The sequence below is a fragment of the Sphingomonas sp. PP-F2F-G114-C0414 genome, assembly GCF_003688595.1.
GTDB lineage: Bacteria > Pseudomonadota > Alphaproteobacteria > Sphingomonadales > Sphingomonadaceae > Sphingomonas.
On the sequence record NZ_RCWT01000013.1, the window covers coordinates 120,659 to 146,433 of the forward strand.

The 25,775-nt window shown below is 66.3% G+C and carries 27 protein-coding genes and 1 tRNA gene; 8 read left to right on the forward strand and 20 right to left on the reverse strand.

Annotated elements, in window-relative coordinates; genetic code table 11:
- Window positions 1-42: 42 nt before the first annotated feature.
- Window positions 43-690 carry a queuosine precursor transporter gene (locus C8J47_RS15110; protein WP_121886371.1) on the reverse strand — a complete coding sequence of 216 codons (648 nt, stop codon included), beginning with the start codon at window positions 688-690 and terminating at the stop codon, window positions 43-45.
- A gap of 124 nt (window positions 691-814) precedes the next feature.
- Here C8J47_RS15110 and C8J47_RS15115 point away from each other — a divergent pair, with 124 nt between their 5' ends.
- Window positions 815-2,080: a NupC/NupG family nucleoside CNT transporter gene (locus tag C8J47_RS15115; protein ID WP_121886372.1), complete on the forward strand. Its 1,266-nt coding sequence runs from the start codon at window positions 815-817 to the stop codon at window positions 2,078-2,080.
- A gap of 207 nt (window positions 2,081-2,287) precedes the next feature.
- On the opposite strand, the gene C8J47_RS15120 is transcribed toward C8J47_RS15115, so the two are convergent.
- The 3 genes from C8J47_RS15120 to C8J47_RS15130 all read right to left on the reverse strand — a co-directional run bounded on the left by C8J47_RS15120 (window position 2,288) and on the right by C8J47_RS15130 (window position 4,369).
- Window positions 2,288-2,842: a fasciclin domain-containing protein gene (locus C8J47_RS15120; RefSeq protein ID WP_121886373.1), complete on the reverse strand. Its 555-nt coding sequence runs from the start codon at window positions 2,840-2,842 to the stop codon at window positions 2,288-2,290.
- A gap of 84 nt (window positions 2,843-2,926) precedes the next feature.
- Window positions 2,927-3,865, reverse strand: coding sequence for a diaminopimelate epimerase (gene dapF, locus C8J47_RS15125; RefSeq protein ID WP_121886374.1), 939 nt, complete (start codon window positions 3,863-3,865; stop codon window positions 2,927-2,929).
- A 39-nt stretch (window positions 3,866-3,904) separates the two neighbouring features.
- Window positions 3,905-4,369 (reverse strand): DUF6456 domain-containing protein, encoded by a 465-nt coding sequence (locus tag C8J47_RS15130; RefSeq protein ID WP_121886375.1) that lies wholly within the window; start codon window positions 4,367-4,369, stop codon window positions 3,905-3,907.
- A 99-nt stretch (window positions 4,370-4,468) separates the two neighbouring features.
- Between C8J47_RS15130 and C8J47_RS15135 the strand changes: the two genes are divergently transcribed.
- Both C8J47_RS15135 and C8J47_RS15140 read left to right on the forward strand, forming a co-directional pair.
- Window positions 4,469-5,029 carry a helix-turn-helix domain-containing protein gene (locus C8J47_RS15135; RefSeq protein WP_121886518.1) on the forward strand — a complete coding sequence of 187 codons (561 nt, stop codon included), beginning with the start codon at window positions 4,469-4,471 and terminating at the stop codon, window positions 5,027-5,029.
- Window positions 5,030-5,614: 585 nt separating this feature from the next.
- Complete coding sequence (locus C8J47_RS15140; protein WP_147454346.1) at window positions 5,615-5,830, forward strand: hypothetical protein; 216 nt, start codon at window positions 5,615-5,617, stop codon at window positions 5,828-5,830.
- A gap of 307 nt (window positions 5,831-6,137) precedes the next feature.
- Here the strand turns inward: C8J47_RS15140 and C8J47_RS15145 are convergent.
- From C8J47_RS15145 to C8J47_RS15175, 7 genes are all read right to left on the reverse strand, one after another.
- A tRNA-Val gene (locus tag C8J47_RS15145) sits at window positions 6,138-6,213 on the reverse strand.
- Window positions 6,214-6,277: 64 nt separating this feature from the next.
- Window positions 6,278-7,219 carry a hypothetical protein gene (locus tag C8J47_RS15150; RefSeq protein WP_220683391.1) on the reverse strand — a complete coding sequence of 314 codons (942 nt, stop codon included), beginning with the start codon at window positions 7,217-7,219 and terminating at the stop codon, window positions 6,278-6,280.
- A gap of 111 nt (window positions 7,220-7,330) precedes the next feature.
- Window positions 7,331-8,827, reverse strand: a complete 1,497-nt coding sequence (locus tag C8J47_RS15155) for an NAD(P)(+) transhydrogenase (Re/Si-specific) subunit beta (protein WP_121886378.1) — start codon at window positions 8,825-8,827, stop codon at window positions 7,331-7,333.
- Between the two features lie 27 nt (window positions 8,828-8,854).
- Window positions 8,855-9,172 carry an NAD(P) transhydrogenase subunit alpha gene (locus C8J47_RS15160; protein WP_056487475.1) on the reverse strand — a complete coding sequence of 106 codons (318 nt, stop codon included), beginning with the start codon at window positions 9,170-9,172 and terminating at the stop codon, window positions 8,855-8,857.
- 1 nt (window position 9,173) lies between these two features.
- On the reverse strand, window positions 9,174-9,518 hold the full coding sequence (locus C8J47_RS15165; protein ID WP_259467587.1) for an endonuclease domain-containing protein: 345 nt from the start codon (window positions 9,516-9,518) through the stop codon (window positions 9,174-9,176).
- Between the two features lie 104 nt (window positions 9,519-9,622).
- Window positions 9,623-10,744, reverse strand: a complete 1,122-nt coding sequence (locus C8J47_RS15170) for an NAD(P) transhydrogenase subunit alpha (protein WP_121886379.1) — start codon at window positions 10,742-10,744, stop codon at window positions 9,623-9,625.
- A 4-nt stretch (window positions 10,745-10,748) separates the two neighbouring features.
- Window positions 10,749-10,907 carry an aa3-type cytochrome c oxidase subunit IV gene (locus C8J47_RS15175; RefSeq protein WP_404969226.1) on the reverse strand — a complete coding sequence of 53 codons (159 nt, stop codon included), beginning with the start codon at window positions 10,905-10,907 and terminating at the stop codon, window positions 10,749-10,751.
- Window positions 10,908-11,020: 113 nt separating this feature from the next.
- Here C8J47_RS15175 and C8J47_RS15180 point away from each other — a divergent pair, with 113 nt between their 5' ends.
- A complete protein-coding gene (locus tag C8J47_RS15180) occupies window positions 11,021-12,436 on the forward strand; it encodes a sigma-54 dependent transcriptional regulator (RefSeq protein ID WP_056053510.1) in 1,416 nt (471 codons plus the stop codon).
- Between the two features lie 134 nt (window positions 12,437-12,570).
- Here the strand turns inward: C8J47_RS15180 and C8J47_RS15185 are convergent, their stop codons facing one another.
- From C8J47_RS15185 to glmM, 7 genes are all read right to left on the reverse strand, one after another.
- A complete protein-coding gene (locus C8J47_RS15185; RefSeq protein WP_060526015.1) occupies window positions 12,571-13,455 on the reverse strand; it encodes a bestrophin family protein in 885 nt (294 codons plus the stop codon).
- 80 nt (window positions 13,456-13,535) lie between these two features.
- On the reverse strand, window positions 13,536-14,594 hold the full coding sequence (folP, locus tag C8J47_RS15190; protein ID WP_121886380.1) for a dihydropteroate synthase: 1,059 nt from the start codon (window positions 14,592-14,594) through the stop codon (window positions 13,536-13,538).
- A gap of 154 nt (window positions 14,595-14,748) precedes the next feature.
- Window positions 14,749-15,888 carry a site-specific DNA-methyltransferase gene (locus C8J47_RS15195; RefSeq protein ID WP_056487740.1) on the reverse strand — a complete coding sequence of 380 codons (1,140 nt, stop codon included), beginning with the start codon at window positions 15,886-15,888 and terminating at the stop codon, window positions 14,749-14,751.
- 176 nt (window positions 15,889-16,064) lie between these two features.
- The gene (locus C8J47_RS15200; RefSeq protein ID WP_121886381.1) at window positions 16,065-16,703 is read right to left on the reverse strand and encodes a ribonuclease HII; all 639 of its coding nucleotides are present in this window, start codon (window positions 16,701-16,703) and stop codon (window positions 16,065-16,067) included.
- The gene (locus C8J47_RS15205) at window positions 16,691-17,551 is read right to left on the reverse strand and encodes a bifunctional hydroxymethylpyrimidine kinase/phosphomethylpyrimidine kinase (protein ID WP_121886382.1); all 861 of its coding nucleotides are present in this window, start codon (window positions 17,549-17,551) and stop codon (window positions 16,691-16,693) included. Before C8J47_RS15205 ends, C8J47_RS15200 begins: the two co-directional genes overlap by 13 nt.
- Before the next feature lie 319 nt (window positions 17,552-17,870).
- Complete coding sequence (locus tag C8J47_RS15210; protein ID WP_107957665.1) at window positions 17,871-18,086, reverse strand: DUF1272 domain-containing protein; 216 nt, start codon at window positions 18,084-18,086, stop codon at window positions 17,871-17,873.
- On the reverse strand, window positions 18,086-19,426 hold the full coding sequence (glmM, locus tag C8J47_RS15215) for a phosphoglucosamine mutase (protein ID WP_121886383.1): 1,341 nt from the start codon (window positions 19,424-19,426) through the stop codon (window positions 18,086-18,088). The genes C8J47_RS15210 and glmM overlap by 1 nt, the downstream gene beginning before the upstream one ends.
- Window positions 19,427-19,495: 69 nt before the next feature.
- On the opposite strand from glmM, the gene C8J47_RS15220 reads away from it, so the two are divergent.
- Window positions 19,496-20,770 carry a dicarboxylate/amino acid:cation symporter gene (locus C8J47_RS15220; protein WP_121886384.1) on the forward strand — a complete coding sequence of 425 codons (1,275 nt, stop codon included), beginning with the start codon at window positions 19,496-19,498 and terminating at the stop codon, window positions 20,768-20,770.
- Entirely contained in the window at window positions 20,745-21,737 is a 993-nt protein-coding gene (locus C8J47_RS15225; RefSeq protein WP_121886385.1) for an aldo/keto reductase, read from the forward strand. Before C8J47_RS15220 ends, C8J47_RS15225 begins: the two co-directional genes overlap by 26 nt.
- A 149-nt stretch (window positions 21,738-21,886) precedes the next feature.
- Here C8J47_RS15225 and C8J47_RS15230 read toward each other — a convergent pair whose 3' ends face one another.
- Window positions 21,887-23,482, reverse strand: coding sequence for a peptide MFS transporter (locus tag C8J47_RS15230; protein ID WP_121886386.1), 1,596 nt, complete (start codon window positions 23,480-23,482; stop codon window positions 21,887-21,889).
- 109 nt (window positions 23,483-23,591) lie between these two features.
- Here C8J47_RS15230 and C8J47_RS15235 point away from each other — a divergent pair, with 109 nt between their 5' ends.
- Window positions 23,592-24,167 carry a nitroreductase gene (locus C8J47_RS15235; protein ID WP_121886387.1) on the forward strand — a complete coding sequence of 192 codons (576 nt, stop codon included), beginning with the start codon at window positions 23,592-23,594 and terminating at the stop codon, window positions 24,165-24,167.
- Between the two features lie 38 nt (window positions 24,168-24,205).
- Window positions 24,206-24,562: a GntR family transcriptional regulator gene (locus C8J47_RS15240; RefSeq protein WP_056053547.1), complete on the forward strand. Its 357-nt coding sequence runs from the start codon at window positions 24,206-24,208 to the stop codon at window positions 24,560-24,562.
- A gap of 266 nt (window positions 24,563-24,828) precedes the next feature.
- On the opposite strand, the gene C8J47_RS15245 is transcribed toward C8J47_RS15240, so the two are convergent.
- Window positions 24,829-25,644, reverse strand: coding sequence for an arylamine N-acetyltransferase (locus tag C8J47_RS15245; RefSeq protein WP_121886388.1), 816 nt, complete (start codon window positions 25,642-25,644; stop codon window positions 24,829-24,831).
- Window positions 25,645-25,775: the final 131 nt, after the last annotated feature.

The following is a 25,775-nucleotide window of genomic DNA, read 5'->3' on the forward strand; positions in this document are numbered from 1 at the left end:
TCGTCAGGATGACGGAGGGAGGTGTCAGGGTGACGGAAGGGGTCAGACCCGGTCCAATCGCCGCCCCAGTTTCACGAAGAAGGTGATCATGAACGGCACCAGCACGATCGACAGCACGACCTTGGTCAGCATCTGCCCCTCCATCAGCGCGACGATCGGCCGTTCGCCGAGGAACGAGATGGTGATGAACAGGATCGTGTCGATGATCTGCGAGATGATGCTCGCGATCATCCCGCGCAGCCACACCAGCTTGCCCTCGCCGCTGCCGACCTGTCCCGACAGCTTCGAGAAGATCAGCACGTTGAGCGTCTGCGAGATGCCGTAGGAAATCAGCCCGGCGATCATCATCCGCGAGCTTTGCCCGACCACGACCGGGAACGCGTCGACCGCGGGCGGGTACATCCCCGGATCGTGCGGCAGCGCCAGCACCAGGTGGATCAGCGCCGCCGACATCAGCAGCGGAATGAACCCGAGGCGCACCAGGAACGTCGCGGTCTTCTGGCCGTGCAGCTCGGAAATCGCGCTGCTCAGCACCACCAGCAGGAGGAACCCGAAGATCCCCGCCTCGACCGCGAGCGGGCCGAGCGCGACCTGCTTCACCCCCAACACGCCGGCGATGCACACCATGCCGCCGTACAACACCGAGAAAACGAAGAGCGAACGCGGGAACGCGGGAAGTGGTTTGTCCATCGCGCGGGACGCTAGCGAAAACCGCCGCCCCGTCAAATGACTAGCGACACGCGCGACGGCGTGTCATGTCCCGCCCTTGCGCAGCCGGGGGGCCGCGCGTGTCAGTCAAAAATGCAGGGCGTCCATGGAAAGACTAGTCATCGGCCTTGCAGGCATCGCCGTCATCCTCGGCATCGCCGTGCTGCTGTCGAGCGACCGCCGCGCGATCCGCCTGCGTATCGTCGGCGCCGCGTTCGCGTTGCAGGCCGGGATCGCGGTGCTCGTGCTGTATTCCAGCTTCGGCAAGGTCGTGCTCGGCGAGATGTCCGGCGGGGTCGCCAATTTGCTCGGCTATTCGCAGAAGGGCACCGAGTTCCTGTTCGGCAAGATGGCGACGCCAGAGATCGGCGGGCAGAGCTTCGCGATCGCCGCGCTGCCGGTGATCATCTTCTTCGCCAGCCTCGTCTCGATCCTCTATTATCTCGGCATCATGCAGTTCGTGGTGCGCTGGGTCGGCGGCGGCATCGAGAAGGTCATCGGCGTCTCGAAGGTCGAATCGCTGTGCGCGGCGGCGAACATCTTCGTGGGCCAGAGTGAATCGCCGCTCGTCATCCGGCCGTATCTGGCGGGTCTCACCCCCGCGCAGCTGTTCACCGTGATGACCAGCGGGATGGCCGGCGTCGCGGGCACGATCCTCGCGGCGTATGCGTCGATGGGCATCCGGATCGATTACCTGCTCGCGGCCAGCTTCATGGCGGCGCCGGGCGGCATCCTGATGGCGAAGATCATCATGCCCGACCGCGTGATGCCACCCGAGGGCGAACTCGCGCTCGGCGATCTGCCGGGCGAGTCGTCGGCGGGCGAACCGATGCCGCAGGCGACCCACGACGAGGAAAAGCCCGCCAACCTGATCATGGCCGCAGCCCAGGGCGCGCAGACAGGCGTGCGCCTGGCCGTCGCGGTCGGTGCGATGGTACTCGCGTTCGTCGCATTGGTCGCGCTCGCCAACGGCCTGCTCGGTGGGCTCGGCAACATGATCGGGCTGCCGGGGCTGAGCTTCCAGGGGCTGCTCGGCTATGTCTTCGCGCCGATCATGTTCCTGCTGAACGTGCCGTGGAGCGAGGCGGGAATCGCCGGCGGGCTGTTCGGGCAGAAGATCGTGCTGAACGAATTCGTCGCATATATCTCGCTCGGCACGCAGCAGGGGCTGAGCCCGCGGACGATCGCGGTCATCACCTTCTCGCTGTGCGGGTTCGCGAACTTCTCGTCGATCGCGATCCAGATGGCGGTGACGGGCAGCCTCGCGCCGAACCAGCGGCCGATGATTGCCAAGCTCGGCCTGCGCGCTCTGGCGGCGGGGAGCTTGGCGAACTTGATGTCGGCCGCGCTCGCGGGCCTGCTGATCGGATGAATCCCGCCCATCCGTCATCCTGACGAAAGTCAGGATCCAGGGTAACGAGCGTCGGCCTTCATGGCTCTGGATCCTGACTTTCGTCAGGATGACGGAACTGGGATAACGCGGCACTCAAAACGCAATCGGGCCCGTCACCTCTCGGCAACGGGCCCGACGCAAACCACCTCGCGGGGAACCGAGGCAGCTATCTCGCGGGATGACCGATTACGGCAGCATCACCGTGTCGATGACGTGGATCACGCCGTTCGACTGCATGACGTTGGCGATCGTGATCCGGCCCTTGTGGCCCTTGCCGTCCATGATGCCCCAGCCGGTGCCGACCTTCTTGAACATCAGCGGCTCGCCCTGCACGGTGGTGTAGGTCGCGGTGCCGCCGTTCGCCTTCGCCTTGGCGGCGATATCGGCGGCGGTGATCGTGCCGGGGACGACGTGATAGGTCAGGACGCTGGCGAGCTGCGCCTTGTTCTCGGGCTTGAGCAACGTGTCGACGGTGCCGGCCGGCAGCTTCTTGAACGCCGCATTGGTCGGCGCGAACACGGTGAACGGACCCGGGCCCGACAGCGTCTCGACGAGGCCGGCGGCCTTGACCGCGACCACCAGCGTGGTGTGGTCCTTCGAATTGACCGCGTTCTCGACGATCGTCTTGGTCGGGTACATCGCGGCGCCGCCGACCATCGGGTTGGTCTGCGCTGCGACGATGGCGCTGCCGCTGACGGCAATTGCGGCCGCGACGATCGCGGTACGAATGAAGTGATTCATGGCTTCTCTCCTGCGTGCGGAGCCGGTGTGCGGCGCCACTGCGGGGAGATACGGGCGCGCCGCGAGCGCGGACGCAGCCGGCGTTCAGATCGTCGCGAGAAGTCCTGCCCAGGCGGCGATCTCATCGTCATGCCGCCGCGTGACGACCAGGTCGCTCGCGGTCGCCGTGTCGAGATCGACCTCGATCGTGCCGGTCCACTCGAACGTCGCATTGCCCGACAGCGTCACCATCGCCGCCTCGCTCGCCTCGGCACGGACCAGACCGCCCTTGTTGAACACCGTCGTCGGCATGTCGTACGCGATCCGCCCGGTCAGGCAGGCGGCATAGGTCGATGCCGCCATCGCGCTGCCGCAGCTGTCGGTGAGCCCGACGCCGCGCTCGAACGTCCGCACGAACAGGTCGCGGCCACGCACCTCGACGAAACTGACGTTCGCGCGGTTGGGCAGCCAGTCGGGTGCCGACTCGCACGCCTCACCGACGCGGACGAGTTCGGCTTCGTCGACGGCATCCACGAACGTCATGAGATGGGGGTTAGGCATTGCTACGGCCGTAAAGGCGCGGTCCGTCGGTAAGGGCACGATCCGCGTATCGACGATGCGATCGGTCCCGACGGTCATCGGCCACGCTGCGACGTCCAGAGACGCGGGGCCAGCGATCTCGCGCACGGTGAACACGCCCTTGGCAATATCTGCGTCGCGCTTCACGGTCGCGTCGCTCGTCTTCAGCAACGCCATCGCGGACTCGGAGCCCGTAGCGGCAAACCCCGCACGCGCGACGCAGCGCAGGCCGTTGAGGCACGTCTCCGACTCGCTACCATCCGAATTGAACATCCGCATCCCGAACGCGTGAGTGTCATCGCCGGCGGTCAGCAGCAGGAGCCCGTCGCCACCCACCGGCCCAGCGCGATCCGCCAACGCCCGCGCAACGGCAGCCCAAGCCGCATCGCCAAGCGTCGACGCGCGCGCGTCGATCAGCGGAAAGTCGTTACCGGAACCGTGGCATTTGATGAGGTCGAAGCGCATGCTCGACACTTAGTCACGCTCGCGGACCAATGCGAGCGCCTAACCGATCCCATAATGCGCGGCCAACCGATCGAGCGCGAGCGTCAGCACGACCCGCCCCGCCCGCGCCGGCCACTGCAACGCCTTCTCGGCCACCGGCAGCCCCTCCCCCGCACAAACCACGCGCCAGAGGATATCCGCCAGCCCCGGCCCCGCCGCCGCCAGCGCTTCATCGAACCGACGCTTCGCCGCGATCTGCGCCGATGTGGGATCGAGCCCGTCATGGCCTCCCCCATCGACGCGCTCCGCCCAGCGCATCGTCACGCTGGGCGCAATCGACGCGCGTTCGTAATCCGCGCGCAGCCGCTCTCCCGCCTCGAACTGCCTCACGTCGATCAGCGCGCGCGACCGCAGCCACCCGAGCGGCGACTCCGCGAGGTTCACGGTGACGGTACGACCGCGACGCATGCCGGCCGGCTGTGGAACACCCTCCGAATCGACCGTCCGCTCTACCAGTTCGCGCATCCGCCATCTCCCGTTGCGTTTGGCGGTTGCCATATCCGCATGGTTGTAGGACAGAAGAATAACCCATCTGGTTTGGAGTCGTTCGATGATCGCATTGCAATGATCACCGCTATCCGCGAAGTCCGGCGCGCAAAGGGACTGACGCTGGAGGACGTCGCCAAGCGTTGCGATCCATCGACCACCGCGCAGACGATCGGGCGGCTGGAGACCGGCACGCGCACCGTGTCGATCGGCTGGCTCAACCGGATCGCCGCAGCGCTGGGCGTCGAGGCGGGGGATCTCGTGACATTGCCGGACCGTACCGACCTGCCCGTCGCCGCGATCCTCGACGACCGCGGCGCGCATGCCCCGCGTCGCACCACGACGGCACCACCGCCCCAGGTCGCGCCGGGCGAGATCGCGATCACCGTCGCGGGCGGGGTTGGCGACTATCGCACCGGTGACGTGATCTGGTGCGCGATGCGGGCCCCCGCCGATTTCGCAACCGCACTCAATCGCGACGTACTCGTCCCGCAACCAGCAGGCCGGTTCGCGTTCGGCAGGCTGATCGCCGTCGGTGGCGCGGTGACGCTGTTACCGCCGAATACCGGTTCGCAATCCCTGAAGATCGAAGATCCCGGCTGGCTCGCAGTTGCAGTGCGACTGATCCGCGATCTTTGAGGGCGGTGGGCGATGACCCTGCACACGCGCCCGAGGAACAGCCTCGCCTCTTAGATATGCCGATTCAGTGCTTTTGGTTGCCTCGCGTGCGATTGGCTGCCTCCCTGCCAGAACGGCCTGCCGCAATGGGCGGCATTTGGCGCTCGCCCGTACCGGCGTCGCATTGGTCCGCCTGCGTCTGGGGGAACGCGAAGGGGTCGTAAGGTTCCTCGCAGACAGCGTCGCGGGGCAAAGACCACGCTCCGCTCCGCCTTCCGATGAAATGGCCGGAAGCGCCAGCCCCACCTCGACCAAATCTCAGCAAGTCAGACATGACAATGCTCCAGTCGTCCACCGATCGATAAGTTGCGGCATATCGCCACGACCTGCACGCCTGACAGGATGGGGAGTATCGTTTCGGCTAGCGCCGATCGGCAGCCGTCAGCTGACCGCGATGCTCTCGATTGCGGCGAAGGCCGCTCCCTGCGTTGGCGCGGCGACCAGCTACGCTCGTCGCGGAGCGTTACTGCTAATTACGCATGATCGGGGATGCCGATCTCGTCTTTCAGGCGTTTGGCTATCGACGACCCCGACGACGAGAGTACGATGACAGACGCCGCAGACATTCTCAACGACATGATACTGGAGCAAACCCGCGAGCCGATGACCCGGGCAGATGCGGAGGAGCTAGCCGATCGATGGTATGACGTCGCTGTCGGCAACGGTTCAAGCGCGGCAGAAATGGACGACGCTGCTGGAATGCCGGTCCCCGACTATATCCTGCAAACGTTCGGAGAAGTAGGGCAGGAACTGATACTGTAGTGCGCGCGTGACCTCGACGTCGCACCGAAGCTCGGTGACTTGGTAGGTATCAACATCGCGTTGCACGGCACCGCACGCGCCGCCACCTTAGTCGTGAAGGTGATCTCGTTGCGGATGATCGCGTTGGCGGCGTTCGCCGCGTTGAACGTAAGCGTCCCGACCTTCGAGACGGCAAACTCGCTTTGGCCCGGCGTCCGCACGACGAGGATCGAAGCACGGTCGACCGCGACCAACGGTAAAAATTCGCCGAAGTTCGTGTTGCCGGCCCATGCCGGCACCAACAGCGCAGCATGGTCAAGGAAAAGGATGGTGGGCGATGACGGGCTCGAACCGCCGACATTCTCGGTGTAAACGAGACGCTCTACCAACTGAGCTAATCGCCCCCTCTCGGGTGAAAGTGCGATGCCAAAGCCAGGCGGCCGGGGCAAGCTAAAAGGGCGCGGACCGTCACGGAATCCGCAGGTCGGCACCTCTGGTGGCCACGATATAGCCGCGCATCGCCTCGCTCGCGCGGTCCGACAGCACCATGAACGCACGCCGTCGGTCGTGCAGGTCGGGGCGGCGTTCGAACAGCCCGGTGTCGGTCATCCGCGCGATCCAGCGTAGCGCAGTGGTCGGCGCGACCGCGGCGGCGATGCACAGGCTCGACACCGACACGCGGCCCCGCTCGAGTTCGGCGGCGTAGAGATCGAGCAGCATGTCCCAGCCCGGATCCTCGAACAATGCGGTGCCGAAGAACTGGTCGCGCAACCGCCGCGCGCGGATCGCCCGCCGGACATCGGCGGCGCTCGGTTCGGCCAGCGACGGTGGCGCGCCGTAGCGGTTCGTCCGATCGCCGACGATCGGCGCTGTGGAGGCATCGCCCTGGATCTCCGCGCGCGTCAGCCGTGCCAGCGCCTCGGCGATCCGTGCAACCTCGGTGTTCAAGCGTTCCAATCGCGTCCCATCGGTCTCGCGCCCGACATCGAACACGCCCGCGGGACTGCGCGCACGTTCGGCGGCGACGACGATCGCCGCGACGCAGTCCGCAACGCTTGGATCGACCAGCAGGATCGTCCCGCCCCCGAGCGTCGCCGCCGCGACCGCGTCGATCTGGTCGCTCCCCATCGCGACCACCAGCCCCGCCTCCAGCACGGCAGCGCGTTCGACGATCCGCGGCAGGTGTTCGGCAAGAACCGCGACGTCCACCCCCGCGGTCTCGACCACAACGACCTGCGGTGCGGCGTGCAGGCCAAATGGCGCCTGCCAGTCGATCCTGGCGACCACGCGCCCCTCCATCGCGGCGAGCGCGGCGGCGAGCCGGTCGGGCGCGTCCGCACGCGCGACAAGGACTGCGGCGATCCCGGTATCGTAACGCGTGTCGGCAGGATCTCCGCCCGGTAGGATCATGATCATCTCCGCTGTGTCGCGAAGACTAACCTCGATCATCCTCAAAGCCACACGCGAACTGGGTCGAGTTTCGTTGGACTTTCACGCCTTCCCAGCAAGGTCGCGTTCGACCTAGTCGAGCGCCTTGACGATATCCTCGACCATCTTCTTGGCGTCGGCGAGCAGCATCATCGTATTGTCGCGGTAGAACAGCTCGTTATCGACCCCCGCATAGCCGACTCCGCCCATCGAGCGCTTGATGAACAATACCGTCTTTGCCTTCTCGACGTCGAGCACGGGCATGCCGTAGATCGGCGACGTCTTGTCGGTCTTGGCGGCCGGGTTGGTCACGTCGTTCGCGCCGATCACGAACGCGACGTCGGTCTGTGCGAACTCGCTGTTGATGTCCTCGAGCTCGAACACGTCGTCATACGGCACGTTCGCCTCTGCCAGCAGCACGTTCATGTGCCCCGGCATGCGGCCCGCGACGGGGTGGATCGCGTATTTCACGCGCACCCCATCGGCCTTCAGCTTGTCGCCCATCTCGCGCAGGACGTGCTGCGCCTGCGCGACCGCCATCCCGTAGCCGGGGACGATGATGACCTGTTCCGCCTGGCTCATGAGGAACGCGGCGTCCTCCGCCGAGCCACGTTTCCACGGCCGATCGCTCGCGACCGCGCCGCCGCTGGTGTCCGCGACCGCGCCGAAGCCGCCCGCGATCACGCTGATGAAGCTGCGGTTCATCGCGCGACACATGATGTAGCTGAGGATCGCACCCGAGCTGCCGACCAGCGCGCCAGTGATGATCATCGCACTGTTGTGGAGCGTGAAGCCCATCGCGGCGGCCGCCCAGCCCGAATAGGAATTGAGCATGCTGACCACCACCGGCATGTCCGCGCCGCCGATCGGCACGATCAGCAGGAAGCCGATGACGAAGCTCAGGATCACGATAGTCCAGAAGATCCACGGGGCCTGGTCGGTGACGAAGTAGGCGATCAGGCCGAGGATGCCGGCGAGCAGCGCGAGGTTGATGACGTGGCGGCCGGGCAGCATGATCGGCTTGCCGCCCATATTGCCGTTGAGCTTCAGGAACGCGATGACCGAGCCGGAGAAGGTGATCGCACCGATCGCCACGCCTAGGCCGAGTTCGATCCGGCTGACCGGGTGAATGACCGCGAACGGCTGGCCGATCAGCGGAATGACGAGATCAGAAATTCCGAATGCCTGCGGGTTGAGATACGCCGCGACGCCGACCAGCACCGCGGCGAGCCCGACCAGTGAGTGGAATGCGGCCACGAGCTGCGGCATCGCGGTCATCGCGATGCGGCGGGCGGTGACGAGGCCGATCGCGGCGCCGACACCGATCGCCGCGAGGATTTCGACGACGGTGGTCCAGTCGATAGCGCGCACGACTATCGTGGGTCCGGTGTCCGCGACCAGAGCATGCTGGACGAAGGGCACATGCGTCACCAGCGTCGTCACGACCGCGATCGTCATGCCGATGATGCCGAAGCGATTGCCGCGCTGGCTCGACGCCGGGCTCGACAGCCCGCGCAGCGCGAGGATGAAGCACACCCCCGCGACCAGATAGGCGAGCGATGCCCAGGGGCTGACCGTCAGTTCATGCATCGCGCGTCCCCTTCACGTCCGTATCGCTCACTTGCTCGTGGCAGGCGCGACCGGCCGTTCCTTTTTCTTGTACATCGCCAGCATCCGCGCGGTGACCGCGAAACCGCCGAAGATATTGATGCTCGCCAGCACGACCGCGAGCAGCCCGAGCGCCTTGGCGACGCCCGATCCGGCGCCGATGCCGGCCGCAGCGGCGGCGATCAGCGCGCCGACGATGATCACCGACGAGATCGCATTGGTCACCGCCATCAACGGCGTGTGCAGCGCCGGCGTCACCGCCCAGACGACAAAATACCCGACGAAACACGCCAGCACGAAGATCGACAGGATCGCGATAAAGTCCATCTCATTCCTCCCCGGCACGGGGAGGGGGACCGGCCGCAGGCTGGTGGAGGGGGCGGGCCACAGACGATACGATCATCGTCACCACGGCCTCGATGTCCCTCAGCACGTCGCCTGCCGCCACTCGCAGCACCCGGTGGCCATTCTGTTCGAAAAACTGGTCGCGATCGGCGTCGCGTTGGGGACGGTCGCCGCGTCCGTGGAACTCGCCATCTACTTCGACCGCGAGCCTGGCGGCGGCGCAGTAGAAGTCGCAGACGTATGGACCGATGGGATGCTGGTGGCGGAACTTTACGCCGGTTTTCTTCCCCCGAAGCTGCTCCCATAGCAGCACTTCCGGAAGGCTCATTTCGCGCCGCAATTTGCGCGCTAGCGACACTTCCGGGCGTAGCGTGTGCGGGACGCCCCCTCCACCGGCTGCGCCGGTCCCCCTCCCCGTGCCGGGGAGGATTATCACGTCAGCAGCCTTGGGTTCACGATCTTGCCGCCTTGCGTCAGGCGGATCGCGTCGCCGATCTCGGCGTCGAGCACGGGTCGCCCAGCCTCCTTGTCCCAGAAGGCGTTGAGGAAGTTGTACAGGTTGCGCGAGAACAAGGCGCTGGCGTCCGCTGCCAATCGAGATGGCACATTGCGATGGCCGACGATCTTCACCCCGTTCACGACGACCACTTCGCCTGCGACCGAACCTTCGACGTTGCCGCCCTGCTCGACCGCGAGATCGACGATCACCGAGCCCGGCTTCATGTTCGCCACCTGCGCCGCCGAGATCAGCCGTGGCGCCGGACGCCCCGGGATCAACGCAGTCGTAATGACGATGTCCTGCTTGGCGATATGCCCCGAGACGAGCTCGGCCTGCGCAGCCTGGTATTCGGGCGACATCTCGCCGGCATACCCGCCCGAACCCTCGCCCTCGATCCCGGCGACATTCTCGACGAAGATCGGTTTCGCGCCCAGCGACTGGATCTGCTCGCGGGTCGCGGCGCGCACGTCGGTCGCCGACACCTGAGCGCCGAGCCGTCGTGCGGTCGCGATTGCCTGAAGCCCGGCGACGCCGACGCCCATCACGAACGCCTTGGCCGCACTGATCGTCCCCGCCGCGGTCATCATCATCGGAAACGCGCGGTCATATTCGGCGGCGGCATCGAGCACCGCCTTGTACCCCGACAGGTTGGATTGCGACGACAGGATATCCATCGACTGCGCGCGCGTGATCCGCGGCATGAATTCCATCGCCAGCGCTTCGTACCCTGCCGCGGCATAGGCCTTGACGCGGGCGCGCTCTGCAAAGGGATTGAGGCTCGCGACGATCCACACCCCCGGGGCGACCCCGTCCAGCGTTGCAGGATCAGGTCCTTGCACCCCGAGCACGATCTCCGCACCCGCCAGCGTCGCCGCACGATCGCCAACCGATGCGCCCGCATCGGCGTACGCGGTATCGGCGATCGACGCCGCCTCGCCCGCCCCCGTCTCGACCGCGAGCGTCGCGCCCAGCGCGATGAACTTCTTGACCGTTTCCGGCGTCGCGGAAACCCGCCGCTCGCCGTCCGCTTGTTCTTTCAGGACGGCGATCTTCATGGGCTTAGTGGATCAGCCAGATGACGAGCGCGACGACCAGCGCGCATCCGACCGCACCCCATTTCATCATCCCCGTCACGCTCGAATAGGTCGCCGCATGCGCCTTCATGTCCCCGTTGCCGGCCATGGTTCGTGCCCCAATCCTGTGAGTGCCATCCTCTATGGGGCGACCTTAACCTGCACGACTGCTATCGCCAAGCCCGGCCGCACGGCGCTTTTAAGTCGCTCTTTACCCGGCTGCGCTATTGCACGTGCCGGAACGGGACAGGATTCGCCATGACGCGCAACGGGCAGCGCCTTCTACTGCTGATCGACGAAGAGCCTGCGCAGCGACGGCTGGTGGCGGCGCTTGCCACGCGTGGCGGCTGGCGCGCGATCTTCGCGACCGACGGCGAGATGGCGATCGCGACGCTCGGGACGCAGGACGGGATGCAGCTCGATGCGATCGTCCTCGATCACTCGGCACCCGATGCCGACGCGACGGGTCTCATCGCCGCGTTGCGCGAACGTCGGCCGGCACTGCCGATCCTGATGCTGACCGCGAACGGATCGGTGTCTCACGCCGTCGCTGCGATGCGCGCGGGCGCCACCGACTTCCTGGTCAAGCCGCTCGCGCCCGACCGCTTTCTCGCCGCGCTCGACACCGCCGTCGGCGCCACGTCCACCGGCGAGCTCCGCCCCCTTACCGAAAAAATACCTGCGCTGCTCGGGTTCGACGAGATCGTCGGATCGTCGCCGGATTTCCGTGCCGCGCTGGCCATCGCCGCCAAGGCTGCGCGGGCACGCGTCTCGGTGTTGCTGGAAGGCGAGATCGGCGTGGGCAAGGACGTCATCGCCGAAGCCATCCACGCCGCCTCGCCCCGCGCCAAGAAGCCGATGATGAGCGTCAATTGCGGTGAGGTCTCGGCCAACCTCGTCGAATCGGAGCTGTTCGGCCACGAAATGGGCGCGTTCACCGGTGCGTTCGAGCGCAAGACCGGCCGGTTCCGGGAGGCCGACGGCGGGACGCTGTTTCTCGACGAGATCAGCGAGATGCCGCTCGAGGCACAGGCCAAGCTGCTCCACGTCCTCCAGACCGGCGAGGTCCACGCGATCGGTGCGCGCCATCCGCACGACGTCGATGTCCGGGTCATCGCCGCCAGCAACACGCCTTTGCTCGACGAAGTCGAGGCCGGCCGGTTCCGCGAAGACCTGTATTACCGGCTCAACGTGGTTCAGGTCATGATCCCGCCGTTGCGCGAGCGGACCGGCGACATTCCAGCACTGGCACGCCACCTGCTCGCGCGGATCGCCGAACAACCAGGGTTGCGGTCGCTGGGCATTACCGATTCCGCGCTGGCGCTGCTGGTTCAATACGACTGGCCGGGCAATGTTCGTCAGTTGCAGAACGCACTTTTCCGCGCGGCCGTGCTCTGCGAGGACGCGGCGCTGACCGAAGACGATTTCCCGCAGATCGCCGCGCTGGGCAATCGCCGCCGTATTCCCGCTACGGTTGCGGCGGGCGGCGGCGGCGTCACGCTGTTCCGCGCCGACGGCAACCTTCGCGCGCTCGAGGAAATCGAGGCCGACGTGATCCGTCTGGCGATCGGCCATTATCGCGGTCGGATGACCGAAGTCGCGCGGCGGCTGGGGATCGGGCGATCGACACTGTATCGCAAGCTCGGCGAACTGGGCATCGACAACGCCGCCTGACGTGCGCCTCGTCTTTGACAGGACGCTGTCGCCAGGTCTCGGTTGCGTCTCGCGGGGCGCATCCGAGGCGCCGTGAGATTTGGCGGCCCCCGCTCAGGCCGCAAATGTACGTCGGTGCATGCCTGCGAAGAGCGTTACCAGAGCACGCCCTTGTCAGGCGTCAGCGGCTCGGGCGCTGGATCGCCGATCGCCTGGAGCAGGTCGATCTCGATCGTCCGGCACATCGCGTTCAGCGGCACGTCGTGGATCGTGTCCGCGAACGGGTCGACCAGATCATCACCGATCTGCAGCACGGCGAGGAACATCAGTCCAGCAATCGTCGAACCGACCGGCGTCGCATAGCCCAGCGTCTCGACCAGACCGATCGGCAGCAACACGCAGAACAGACGGGTGAACAGGCTCGGGAAAAAGCGGTATTGATTGGGCAGCGGCGTGTTCTTGATCCGCTCCATGCCGCCCTGCGCATTGGCGATATCGACCAGGATGGACTCGAACTGCATCTGTTGGATGGTGTCGATCCAGCCGTTGCGGCGCGCGATGTCGATCCGCCGCCCAGTGCCGTCGAGCAGGCCGTTGGCGATATTGGTGCGCTCTAGCGCGAACGACGCCTCCTCCTTCGACAGGAAGCGCAGCACCTCGGGCGGTGCGGGCTGTTTGCGCAACTGGCAGCGTAGCGCGTTCACATAGGCAATCTGACGGAGCACGATCGTCCGCTTCATGTCGTGACCCTCGGGCTCGGGCAGCATGTTGCGCGCCATCCGCGCCAGGTTGCGCGAGGCGTTGATCATCAGGCCCCACAGGCCACGGCTTTCCCACCAGCGCTGATAGGCCGAGTTATCGCGAAAGCCGAGGAACAGCGCGAGCGCGGTACCGAACAGCGTCAGAGGGAGCGCGGGCGCGTGGAACGGCAGGACGTAATAGGTGATCGTGACGATCACATCCCAGACGAACAGGCCGAGCAGCGGGCGCCAGACTTCGCTCAGGATCTGGCTGAAGCGCGGTGTTGCGGTGACGATCAAACGAAAGCTCCCTTGTTTACAGGGCTTTTAATGCGCGAAGTGGCGTTTCGCTGCAATGCAGCGACGATCAGCCGCCCCGCTTAGCCGCCAACGAGCGATTGATCGCGCAGGCCGCGCCAGATCTTCACTGCCTGCACCGTCTCGGCGACGTCGTGGACGCGAAGGATCTGGACGCCCGCCTCCGCACCTTTCAGCGCCAGCGCGAGCGAACCGGCGAGGCGCTGGTCGACCGGCGCTTCGTTCGAGAGTGCGCCGATGAGACGCTTGCGGCTGGCGCCGAGCATGATCGGGCAGCCGAGACCGTGGAAGATCGCAAGGCCGTTAAGTAGCGCAAGGTTCTCGGCGAGCGTCTTGCCGAAGCCCATGCCTGGGTCGACCATGATCCTTGATCGGTCGACACCGCCGGCGACGACCGTTGCAATGCGCGCTTCGAGCCAGTCGAAGACGTCGGTCAGGACGTTGGTGTAGCCGCCGTTGCCGTGTCCGCCTTTCTTGGGGTCGGGCGAGTGCATCAGGACGACGGGGCAGCCGCTTTTTGCGACGACGTCCAGCGCGCGGTCGTCCCAGAGGAGCGCGGCGACGTCGTTGACGATGTGCGCGCCGGCGGCGAGCGTGGCCTCCATGACGGCGGCTTTGCGCGTGTCGACCGAGACGATCGCACCGGCGCGCGCGAGGCGCTCGACGACGGGGACGAGGCGAACGATCTCGTCGCCTTCCCAGACCGCGGGGGCGCCGGGGCGGGTGGATTCGCCGCCGACGTCGATCAGCGTCGCGCCGGCAGCGGCCATGTCGATCCCGGCGGCCGCCGCGGCGGCGGGGTCGTCGACATGCTTGCCGCCGTCGGAGAAGCTGTCGGGCGTGACGTTGAGGATGCCGGCGACGATCGGCTGGTCGAAGCGGAGCGTGCGTTCGCCGAGCTGGAGGGCGGCGCGGGGTGAGGTGATGGCGGCGTGGAGGTGCGCGGCGTGCTCGCCCAGCGTCGCGATTTCTGCGACGGGGATGGTGCGGCGGGTGCGGCCTTCGATCACCTCGTACGCGGCAAACCATTGCAGGCCGCCCGCCAGGCGCGCGACGCTTCCGTCTTCATGGCCGATGGGGGTGTCGACGAACTGGACGGGGCGGAGGTGGAGACTGGTCATGATCCCCTTTTCCTCAAATCCACCGTACGTTCAAACCCACCCCGTTCGTCCCGAGTAGGCATCGAGCTTGTCGAGATGGCGTATCGAGGGACCTGTACCTCGATACGAGCCCTCGACTACGCTCGGTCTCTACTCGGCACGAACGGAACTTTGCTCAGACCGTCGTCGCCAGCAAATACGTTTGCCGGAGGTCGTCGATCGGCTTCAGGCCCTTGTCGCTTTCGTAGTGCCAGAAGCTCCAGCCGTTGCAGGCGGGGGCGTTCTGGAGCGTCGAGCCGAGCTTGTGGATCGAGCCGATCGTGCCGCAGTCGCTGAGCAGCGAGCCGTCCGCGCGGATGGTAGCACGCCAGCGACGTTTCGAGTCGGTTAGGACTGCGCCGGGAGCGAGATACGCGTTCTCGACAAGGACGCCGAACGCGACCTTGGGCTGCGTGCGCGGACTCATCATCGTGGCGAGTGCCGATTCGTCGAGCGGCAGTGCGGCCTCGATGCGTTCCTGCGCGGCTTCGATGTAGTCGCCCTCACGGTCGATGCCGATCCAGCTGCGACCGAGACGCTTGGCGACCGCGCCGGTGGTGCCGGTGCCGAAGAACGGGTCGAGCACGACGTCGCCGGGTTTCGTGCACGCCAGCAGGATGCGGTACAGCAGCGCCTCGGGCTTCTGCGTCGGATGCACCTTGGTGCCGTTCTTCTTGAGCCGCTCGGCGCCGCCGCAGGTCGGGAATTCCCAGTCGCTGCGCATCTGGAGCTCGTCGTTGAGCGTCTTCATCGCGCGGTAGTTGAAGTGGTATTTGGCCTTCTCGCCCTTCGATGCCCAGATCAGCGTCTCGTGCGCGTTGGTGAAGCGGGTGCCGCGGAAGTTCGGCATCGGGTTGGTCTTGCGCCAGACGATGTCGTTGAGGATCCAGTAGCCGAGATCCTGCACCGCCGCGCCGACGCGGAAGATGTTGTGATAGCTGCCGATGACCCAAAGCGCGCCGTCGTCCTTGAGGATACGGCGTGCTTCCTTGAGCCAGGCGCGGGTGAAGCGGTCATAGGCGGCGAAGGTGTCGAACTTGTCCCAGTCGTCGGTGACCGCGTCGACGTGGCTGCCGTCGGGGCGATAGAGTTCGCCGCCGAGCTGGAGGTTGTACGGCGGGTCGGCGAAGATCATGTCGATGGAATTCGACGGGAGCGCCTTCATATGCTCGATGCAGTCGCCACGTAAAATCTGGTCGAGTGGAAGAACGGCTTGAACCGCCGGCTCCACTGCCTTTTTCGCACGCGGCCGTGCGATCGTGTCGATCAAACCCATGTTTTCCGCCCCTTATCGATGCCCATAGCGGCGGAATTGTCCGACTCCGTCAAGCAAACATTCGTTAACGGCGTTTTCGCGAGAATCCGCGGCTGCGACCAAACGAGTCGCCGTTGCCCAGATGTTGAGTCGTGGAAGACTCGCGGCTCAAGCCCTTGGGGTGTGGCGCGAAAGACTCAGCTCGTCGTTTCCTGTGCGAAAAGTCCCTCGCGCGCCAGATAGGCGGCGGCGACGGGGGCGAAACTGCGGCGGTGAATCGGCGTGGGGCCGTGATCGCGGAGCGCGCGCATGTGGTGCGCGCAGCCGTAACCCTTGTTCGAATGCCAGTTATATTCGGGATGCACGTCGGCGGCGGCGATCATGATGAGGTCGCGCGTGTGCTTGGCGACGATCGAGGCGGCGGCGATCGACAGCGATTTCGCGTCGCCGCCGACCAGCGGCGTGGCGGGGTAGGTCCAACGGGGCAAACGGTTGCCGTCGACGAGGACGTGGCCGGGGGCCTGGCCGAGCTCGACCGCCAGCGCGTCGACCGCAAGCGTCATCGCCTTCATCGTCGCCCAGTAGATGTTGAGCGTGTCGATCTCTTCGGGCTCGACGATGCCGATGCCGACGATCGCGCAGCCTTTCAGGCGCGCGCAGAGCCGTTCGCGTTCGGAGGCGGAGAGCTTTTTGGAGTCGTCGATGCCGCGGGGTACGCCTTTTGCCGGGAGGATCACGGCGGCTGCGACCACGGGGCCGGCGAGCGGACCGCGACCGGCTTCGTCGACACCGGCGACCGGGCCGACGCAGAGCTTTTCGTGTTTCATGCCGGGCATTGGCGGTCTTTCCACTGGTCGAACGGGCTGGTGCCGAGTGCGTGCCCCATCGGGCCATGCCCTGCGCCCAGCCCCGGTGCGTTGGCAAGCGCGGCGCGGACGAACGCGATGGCGCGCTCGATGGCGGCGGCGAGCGGCAGGCCTTGGGCGAGGCTGGTGGCGATGCCGCTGGCGAGCGTGCAGCCGGTGCCGTGGGCGTGGCGGGTTTCGATGCGGGGGTTGGTCCAGCGGGTTTCGCCGGAGTCGGTGACGAGGCGGTCGGTGACGGAGGGGCCTTCGGTGTGGCCGCCTTTTATGAGGACGGCTGGGCCTAGTGCGCGGATAGCGGTCTCACTGCCGAGTGCTGCGAGTTCGGGGAGGTTGGGGGTTACGAGCGTGGCGAGCCGCATGAGGCGAGTGAAGGCGGCGATCGTGTCGCGGTCTGCGAGAACGGAGCCGGAGGTGGCGATCATTACCGGGTCGAAGATGATGGGGATGCTTGAACTTTGAGGACAGCCCGCCCCCCCTTGTTCTCCCGCGAAGGCGGGAGTCCAGTCTGGGCTCCCGCCTTCGCGGGAGAACAAGGAGGTCAGGTAGTCGGCTACGGCGTTGGCAGTTTCTGCCGAACCGATCATGCCGATCTTTACTGCGTCTACGCCGATGTCCGAGACAACCGAGTCGATCTGCGCGAGGACCATGTCGGTCGGGATCTGGTGGACTGCCTGCACGCCTAGCGTGTTCTGTGCGGTGATCGCGGTGACGGCGGTCATTGCGTGGCCGCCCAGCATCGTGACGGTCTTGATATCTGCCTGGATGCCTGCGCCGCCACCGGAATCCGAGCCGGCTATTATAAGGATTCTGGCGGTCATTGGAGGTCGGCGGGGAAAGTGAAGTATAGGAAGTGTAGACGCTCGCACGGTTTCGTTGCGGAGCCGTTTGCGGTGGCCGAGCGGGGTTTGGCGAGGTTGGCGGTCATATGAAGGGCTATGTCATACCTGGTGAGATGTAGGACAGGGGTATGCCCCCTTTACCACCCCGGCGGAGGCCGGGGCCTAATTGGGAAGGCCGAAGTAACGGAGCGATGCCCTTTGTTAGCACCGTCCCCCATTTGGGCCCCGGCCTTCGCCGGGGTGGTAGAAGGGGTTGGGGTGGCGGTAAGGAGCGAAATGGTGCTTACTCAAACGGCCCCTAGTGCCGCCTGCCCGCTGCCGGCTTTTGCGGCGGTGCCTCGCCCAGCCTTGTCGGGCGGTCCAACAATTCGCCGCCACAGTTCGGACAGCGTTCGTCGAGCGCATCCGCGCATTCCGCGCAGAAGGTGCATTCGAACGAGCAGATGAACGCGCCGGGTGCATCGGCGGGCAAGTCGGCAGCGCAGCGTTCGCAGGTGGGGCGCATCTCGAGCATCAGGCGGCCGCCTTCCGCACGGCGTCGCAGATGCGGTCGACGACCTGTTCGACTTGGGCGAGATCGTCGCCCTCCGCCATTACGCGGATAACCGGTTCGGTGCCCGACGGGCGGATGACGAGCCGTCCCTTGCCGGCGAGTTCAGCTTCCGCCTCGGCGATCACCGCCTTGACCGCGTCGTGATCGAGCGGCTTGCCGCCGGCGAAGCGGACGTTCTTGAGCAACTGCGGCAGGGGCTCGAAGCGGTGGAGCACTTCGCTAGCGGGGGCGCCCGAGCGCTTGACCTCGGCGAGGATCTGGAGCGCCGCGACGAGGCCGTCGCCGGTGGTCGCATAGTCGCTGAGGATGATGTGGCCCGACTGTTCGCCGCCGACATTATAGCCGCTCGACCGCATCTTCTCGAGCACGTGGCGATCGCCGACCGCGGTGCGGACGAGGCCCAGCCCTTGCGCGGCGAGATGGCGTTCGAGACCGAGGTTGGACATCACCGTCGCGACCAGACCGCCGCCCGCAAGCCGCCCCTGGCGCGCCCAGCTGGCCGCGATCGTCGCCATCAGCTGGTCACCGTCGACGATCGTACCGGTCTCGTCGACCACGATCAGACGATCCGCGTCGCCGTCGAGCGCGATGCCGATGTCGGCGCCGCTAGCGACCACCGTCTCGGCAAGCGCCTGCGGGGCGGTCGAGCCGACGCCGTCGTTGATGTTGATGCCGTTGGGCGTGACCCCGATCGCGACGACGTCGGCGCCGAGTTCCCACAAGGCGGACGGTGCGACCTTGTAAGCGGCACCGTTCGCGCAATCGAGCACCACGCGCATGCCGTCGAGGCGGAGATTCTCCGGGAAGGTCGACTTGGCGAAGTGGATGTAGCGGCCCTGCGCGTCCTCGATCCGGCGCGCGCGGCCGATCTGGTCGGAGGGGACGAGCGGGATGTCACCGTCGATCAGCGCCTCGATCGCTGCCTCGGCTTCGTCCGACAGCTTGTAGCCGTCGGGCCCAAACAGCTTGATGCCGTTATCCGCGTACGGGTTGTGGCTGGCGGAGATCATCACGCCGATGTCTGCGCGCATCGACTGGGTGAGCATCGCGACTGCGGGCGTCGGCATCGGCCCGACCATGACGACGTCCATGCCGACGCTGGTGAAACCCGCGACCAAGGCCGATTCGAGCATGTAGCCGGACAGCCGCGTGTCCTTGCCGATCACGACGCGGTGGCGGTGATCGCCGCGCTGGAAATATGCGCCGGCGGCCATGCCGACCTTCATCGCCATTGCCGCGGTCATCGGCGAGACGTTGGTGGCACCACGAATGCCGTCGGTGCCGAAATATTTTCTTGCCATCGCGCGTGCTTTCCGTCCCGTATCGGTGTCCGATCCGTTTGATAGCGCGGTACATCACGAAGGGCGAGCATGTCGCAGACTACACGGATTCTAGCCGCGCTGATCGGCGGCATCGCGATCGGCATCGCCGCGGCGGCCTGGTCGCCGGCGAACGCGATCGCCTTTACGGCCGTGACGCAGCCGATCGGCTCGGCGTGGCTGCACGGCTTGCAGATGGTGATCGTACCGCTCGTCGTCGGGCTGCTCGTGACCGGGATCGGCGCGACCACCGAGGCGGCGCGCGCCGGGCGCATCACGGTGCGGGCGATGGTGATGATCGTCGTCATCCTGTGGAGCACGACGATCATGTCGGCGCTGGTCATGCCGTTGATCCTCGACGCGTTTCCGTTGCCGCGCGCGCTCGGCGCCGCGCTGCGGGCCGCATTGACGGGCGCCGCGCCGGTCGGGCCGGTGCCGGGGATCGGCGCGTTCTTCGACACGATCGTGCCGACCAACATCGTTGCCGCCGCCTCGAGCGACTCTTTCCTGCCGCTCACCGTCTTCGCGCTGACGTTCGCCTTTGCCGTGACGAAGCTGCCCGACGATCGCCGCCGCGTGCTGACCGGCTTCTTCCAGGCGGTGGTCGACGCGCTGTTGATCATCATCAAATGGGTGCTGAAGCTGGCGCCGATCGGCATCTTCGCGCTCGCCTACGGGGTCGGTGCGCGCACGGGTACGGCGGCGTTCGGCGCACTCCTTCACTATATCGTCTGCGTCTCGGCGATCGGGTTCATCGTCCTGCTGTCCGCCTATCCGATCGGGATGATCGGTGGCCGGGTCAGCTTCCTGCGGTTCGCGCGCGCGGTCGCGCCGGCACAGGCGGTGGCGATCAGCACGCAATCGTCGCTCGCCTCGCTGCCGGCGATGTTGAAGGCCTCGACCGATCTCGGCGCGTCGCCCGCCACCGCGGGGATCGTCCTGCCGCTGTCGGTCGCGGTGTTCCGCGCGACCAGCCCGGCGATGAACCTGGCCGTCGCCCTGTATGTCGCGCACTGGCTGGGGCTGCCGATCGGGCCGGGGCAGATGGCGGCGGGCGTGGCGACCGCGGCGATCACGACGATGGGGTCGATTTCGCTGCCCGGCACGATCAGCTTCGTCGCGTCGGTCGCGCCGGTCGCGCTGGCGATGGGGATCCCACTTGAGGTGCTGGGTCTGCTCATCGCAGTCGAGACCATACCCGACCTGTTTCGGACCGTTGGGAACGTGACGATGGACACCGCCGTTACCATTTCCGTCGCAGCGCGGTCCGATCACGGGAATGGCGCTCAGGAGATTCCGCATGAAGTATCGCACGCTCGGCCCTGATTTCGAGGTTTCCGCGCTGGGTCTCGGCTGCATGCCGATGGCCGGCATCGGCAAGGGCATGTACGGCGAGGCGAACGCCGACGAGAGCATCGCGACGATCCACCGCGCGATCGAGCTGGGCGTGACGCTGTTCGACACCGCCGAGATCTATGGCCCGCTGGTCAACGAGGAGCTGATCGGCAAGGCGATCCGCGGCAAGCGCGACGGCGTCGTGATCGCGACCAAGTTCGGCTTCCGCTATGACGAGAATGGGATGACGGGGGTCGATTCCACGCCGGCCAATGTGCGGCGGGCGTGCGAGGGATCGCTGAAGCGGCTCGGGGTCGAGACGATCGACCTGCTGTACCAGCACCGCGTCGATCCGGGGGTGCCGATCGAGGATACGGTCGGCGCGATGGCGGACCTCGTTCGCGAGGGCAAGGTGCGGCACCTCGGGCTTTCGGAGGCTGGGCTCGACACCATTCGCCGCGCCGCGGCGACGCATCCGATCGCGGCGTTGCAGAGCGAATATTCGTTGTGGGAGCGCGATGTCGAGGACGCGATCCTGCCGCTGTGCCGCGAGCTGGGGATCGGGTTCGTGCCGTATTCGCCGCTCGGGCGGGGCTTCCTGACCGGGCAGATTACCGCTCGGTCGGACCTGCCCGAGGGTGACTATCGGCGGAACGACCCGCGCTATTCGGAGGAGAACTTCGCCAAGAACATGGAGATGGTCGCGGTGGTGAAGTCGATCGCCGACACGCATGGCGCTTCGCCGGCGCAGGTGGCGCTCGCGTGGCTGCTGGCGCAGGGCGATGACATCGTGCCGATCCCGGGGTCGAAGCGCCGGGTTACGCTGGAGGACAGCATGAAGGCGGCGGACGTTGCGTTGTCGGCGGACGATCTGGCGAAGCTCGATGCGGCGGCGCCGCGTGGTGGGACGGCTGGGCCGCGCTACGGTGAGAAAGCACTGTCGATGACACGGATCTAAACTACCGTTTTTTCCAACCCTGTCTGTCATTCCCGCGAAGGCGGGAAGCCATACTGGCGATCGCGTATTATTACGGACGTCCGAGTTTATGGGTCCCCGCCTCCGCGGGGATGACAGACAGTGTATGGAGGATGCTGCGCTTTAACGCCTTAACCCCGCGGCACCTGTTCGCCGCGGGTGTCGAGGCCGGCAGCACCCGGCTCGCCAAGTTCGTTCTGGCCGGCCATCGCATGATCGACCGCGCCCATCTGGTCGAGATGCATCAGCTTGGTCACGAACGGCGCGAGCACCAGCACGACCACGCCGACGCCGATCGCGAACCAGCCGATCCGACCGTACACTTCGAGCACCCGCCCGACGCCGGCCCCCTCGCCGCCGGTTGCCTGTGCGATCAGGCCGGCGAGGAAATTGCCGCCTGCGGTTGCCAGGAACCACGTGCCCATCATCAACCCGGTCATGCTCGGCACCGACAGCCGCGTCATCGACGACAGGCCGATCGGCGAGAAGCAGAGTTCGGCCATCGAGTGCAGCATGTAGAGCAGCACGACGAAGATCGCCGGGGTCAGGCCCTGTGCCGGCGCACCGAGCGTCAGCGCGAAGAAACCGGCGCCGACCAGGATCAGGCCGATGCCGAACTTGAACGGTGCGCTCGGCTCGAACCCGGCCTTGCCGAGCCTGGTCCAGAGCGCCGCGAACACCGGCGCGAGCGTGATGATGAAGAACGGGTTGACCGATTGGAACACCGACGCGGGGATAGTCCAGCCGAACACGACGCGGTCGACCGACTGGTCGGTGTAGACGTTGAGCGACGAGCCGGTTTGCTCGAACAATGCCCAGAACAGCGGCGCCAGCGCGATCAGGAACAACGCCGCGAAGATCCGGTCGCGGTCGATGCGCGGCAGCTTCGCAACCGCGGTCCACAGGATGTAGCCGACGGTGACGAGCGACGCGACGATCAGCGCGGTGCCGACGACGCCCTGGCTGCGGACCAGCCACCACGAGACGGCGACGCCGACGATCCCGCCGAGATAGATCAGCCATTCGATCGACAGCCCGCCAACCGGCTTCGACGCGAGCACGGCGGCGTCGGGCGCTTCGCCGACACCGTGCAGCTCGCGCTGGAACAGGATGAACATGACCAGCCCGAGCGCCATGCCGATGCCTGCGGCGCCGAAACCATACGACCAGCCGACCGTCTCGCCGAGGATGCCGACCGCGATCGGGCCGACGAACGCGCCGGTGTTGATCCCCATGTAGAAGATCGAGAACGCGCCATCGCGCCGCATGTCCTCGCGCGCGTAGAGCTTGCCGACGAGCACCGAGATGTTCGCCTTCAGAAAGCCGGTGCCGACGATGATGAAGGCGAGACCGAGATAGAAGCCGTTGAGCGCAGCGCCCTGCACGCCCTGCGGCGCCTCGACGATCGCCAGCAGCAGATGGCCGAGCGTGATGAAGATGCCGCCCGCGAGCACCGCTTTGCGCGGCCCTAGGAAGCGGTCGGACAGATAGCCGCCGATGATCGGCGTGATGTACACCATCGAGGTATACGCGCCGTAGATCGCGTAGGACGGCTCATCGCCGAACAGGAAATGCTTGGTGAGATACAGCACCAGGATCGCGCGCATGCCGTAGAACGAGAAGCGCTCCCACATCTCGACGAAGAACAGCATGAACAGCCCGCGCGGGTGCCCGAAAAACGTCTTCGCATCGGCAGGAACGCCGCCGGTTCGGATTGCGCTGGCCATGTGGTGGTGATGCTCCGTGTGTGCGCCGCTGACGGGCGCTCGATCGCGCGCAACTTAACGACAAAGCCCGGACTGTAAATATCGCACATCAGGGCCTATCTGCCGGGACATGCTCAACGATCGCTCCACGCCGCTCTCGCTGCTCGCCACCCGCCGCTCGGGCAAGCCGCGCGATTTGATCGCGCCCGGCCCCGATTCCTACCAGCTCGCGACGATCCTGGAGATCGCGGCGCGGACGCCCGATCACGGCAAGCTGGCGCCGTGGCGGTTCGTGGTGGTGGGGGACGAGCACCGCGCGGCGCTGTCGACGCTGATCACGGATGCGTATCTCGCGGAGCGGCCTTCGCCATCGCGGACCGAACTCGAGTCGCTCGACCAGTTCGCGCACCAGGCGCCGACCCTGGTGGTCGTGCTGTCGTCGCCGAAGGAGAGCAAGATTCCGTTGTGGGAACAGGAGCTTTCGGCGGGGGCGGCGTGCATGAATTTGCTTCACGCGGTGCATGCGGAGGGGTTTGCAGGCGGCTGGCTGACGGGGTGGCCGGCCTATTCGGACGTGGTGCGCGATGCATTCGGCTCGGCGGCGGAGCGGATCGCCGGGTTCATGTTCATCGGCACGCCGTCGCGCGCGCTCGACGAACGGCCCCGCCCGGATATGGCACGGCTCGTAAGCCATTGGGGTTCCTGAGGACTCGACTTCCCACGCAATTACTGTATTAAGTCACCATGACAGCGCTCAGTAGCGACGACAGCCCCGTATATATCCGCCTTCGCAGCACGATCGCTGCGGGGATCCTGCGCGGCGACTACCGTGCGGGTGACCAATTGCCGTCGGTCCGCGCGTTCGCCGCCGAGCAGGGGGCCAATCCGCTGACGGTCGCCAAGGCGTATCAGAGCTTTCAGGACGACGGCTATGTCGAGGTGCGGCGCGGCGTCGGGATGTTCGTGATGCCGGGCGCCGCGGAAGCGCTGCGGGTGGCCGAGCGCGAGAATTTCGTGACGACGCAGTGGCCGCGGATCTTGGGGCATATCGATCTGTTGGGGTTGGATGCACATGATCTGCTGGAGCGTGAGCGAGCCTGATTTCGGTCGCGGTCGATCCCGTTCGCGTCCCCCTGCCCCCTGCGTTCGTGCTGCCCCTCCCCCGTTCGTCCTGAGTAGTCGTCGAGTAGCGGCGCAGCCGCGTATCGAGAGGACGTATCGAAGGACAGGTTGGCGTGCGGAACCCATGCTTCGATACGAGCCCTCGATACGCTTCTTCGAAGCTACTCGGTCTCTACTCAGCACGAACGGGAGTGGGGGCGGACTTCATGCTTGGCGCTCGGGACCCCGGAGCCTGGACCCAAGCTTCAGAATAATCCCAGCGCGGCGACATCCTCGACGCTCAGGTCGATCCCGAACAACAGGCTCATGCGGATGCGGTACACGCGCGGATCGGTGATCTCGCCGACGGTCGTATCGGTGCCCGAACGCCGGCGGTAGTTGCGGCCGATCAGCGACGCGAAGCCGTTCGGCAGGACGATACTGGCGATCGGGGTGTGGGTGAAGCGGCTGGCGGGGGCCGTCGAGGTCCAGTGGTTCGATAGCGCGAGGTCCGCATCGAACACTTGCGCGAGCGTGAAGCTGTATTGCGGCTGGAATCCTCCCGTCTCGCCGCGACCGTCGGTGGTCATCGGATCGCCGTCGCGGAGCAGCATCCAACCTTGTTCGGTGGCTTCGAGGCGGAAGCGGGCGCCGTCGGGGGCGGTTGCCTCGGCGCCGTCGGCGAGCGGGAGGACGGGCGTGTAGCTGCCGCCGAAACCGGTATCGGCGATCGAGTCCTGGCCGTCGATCGTCACCAGCGCGAAGGTGTGCGTGAGCGGCGGTACGTCGGTCGCGGCGATCCACACGCGGGCCAGCAGCGGACGGGCGGTGAAGCCGAGTTCCGCGAGCGCGTCGAGGAACAGGCGGTTGTGCTCGAAACAATAGCCGCCGCGGCGTGCGGTCACGAGCTTGGCGAACACCGACGCGCTGTCGATCGCGAGGCCGCGGCCGAGGACGACGTCGAGGTCTTCGAACGGGATCGCGAGCCGGTGCGCGTGCTGCAGGCGACCGAGACCGATCGAGTCGAGCGTCGGCCGCGCGGGCATCGCGACACGGAGGAGATAGACTTCGAGGTCGAACATCGGTCGGGCTTTCAGAGATTTCCGCCCCTCCCTTACCTTTCGTTGCGCAGGGACGTCGAGTGCGGGGACGTGAAGTTGCACGTGACGCAGCGCCCCGCCCCCCGTTCGTGCTGAGCGAAGTCGAAGCACCT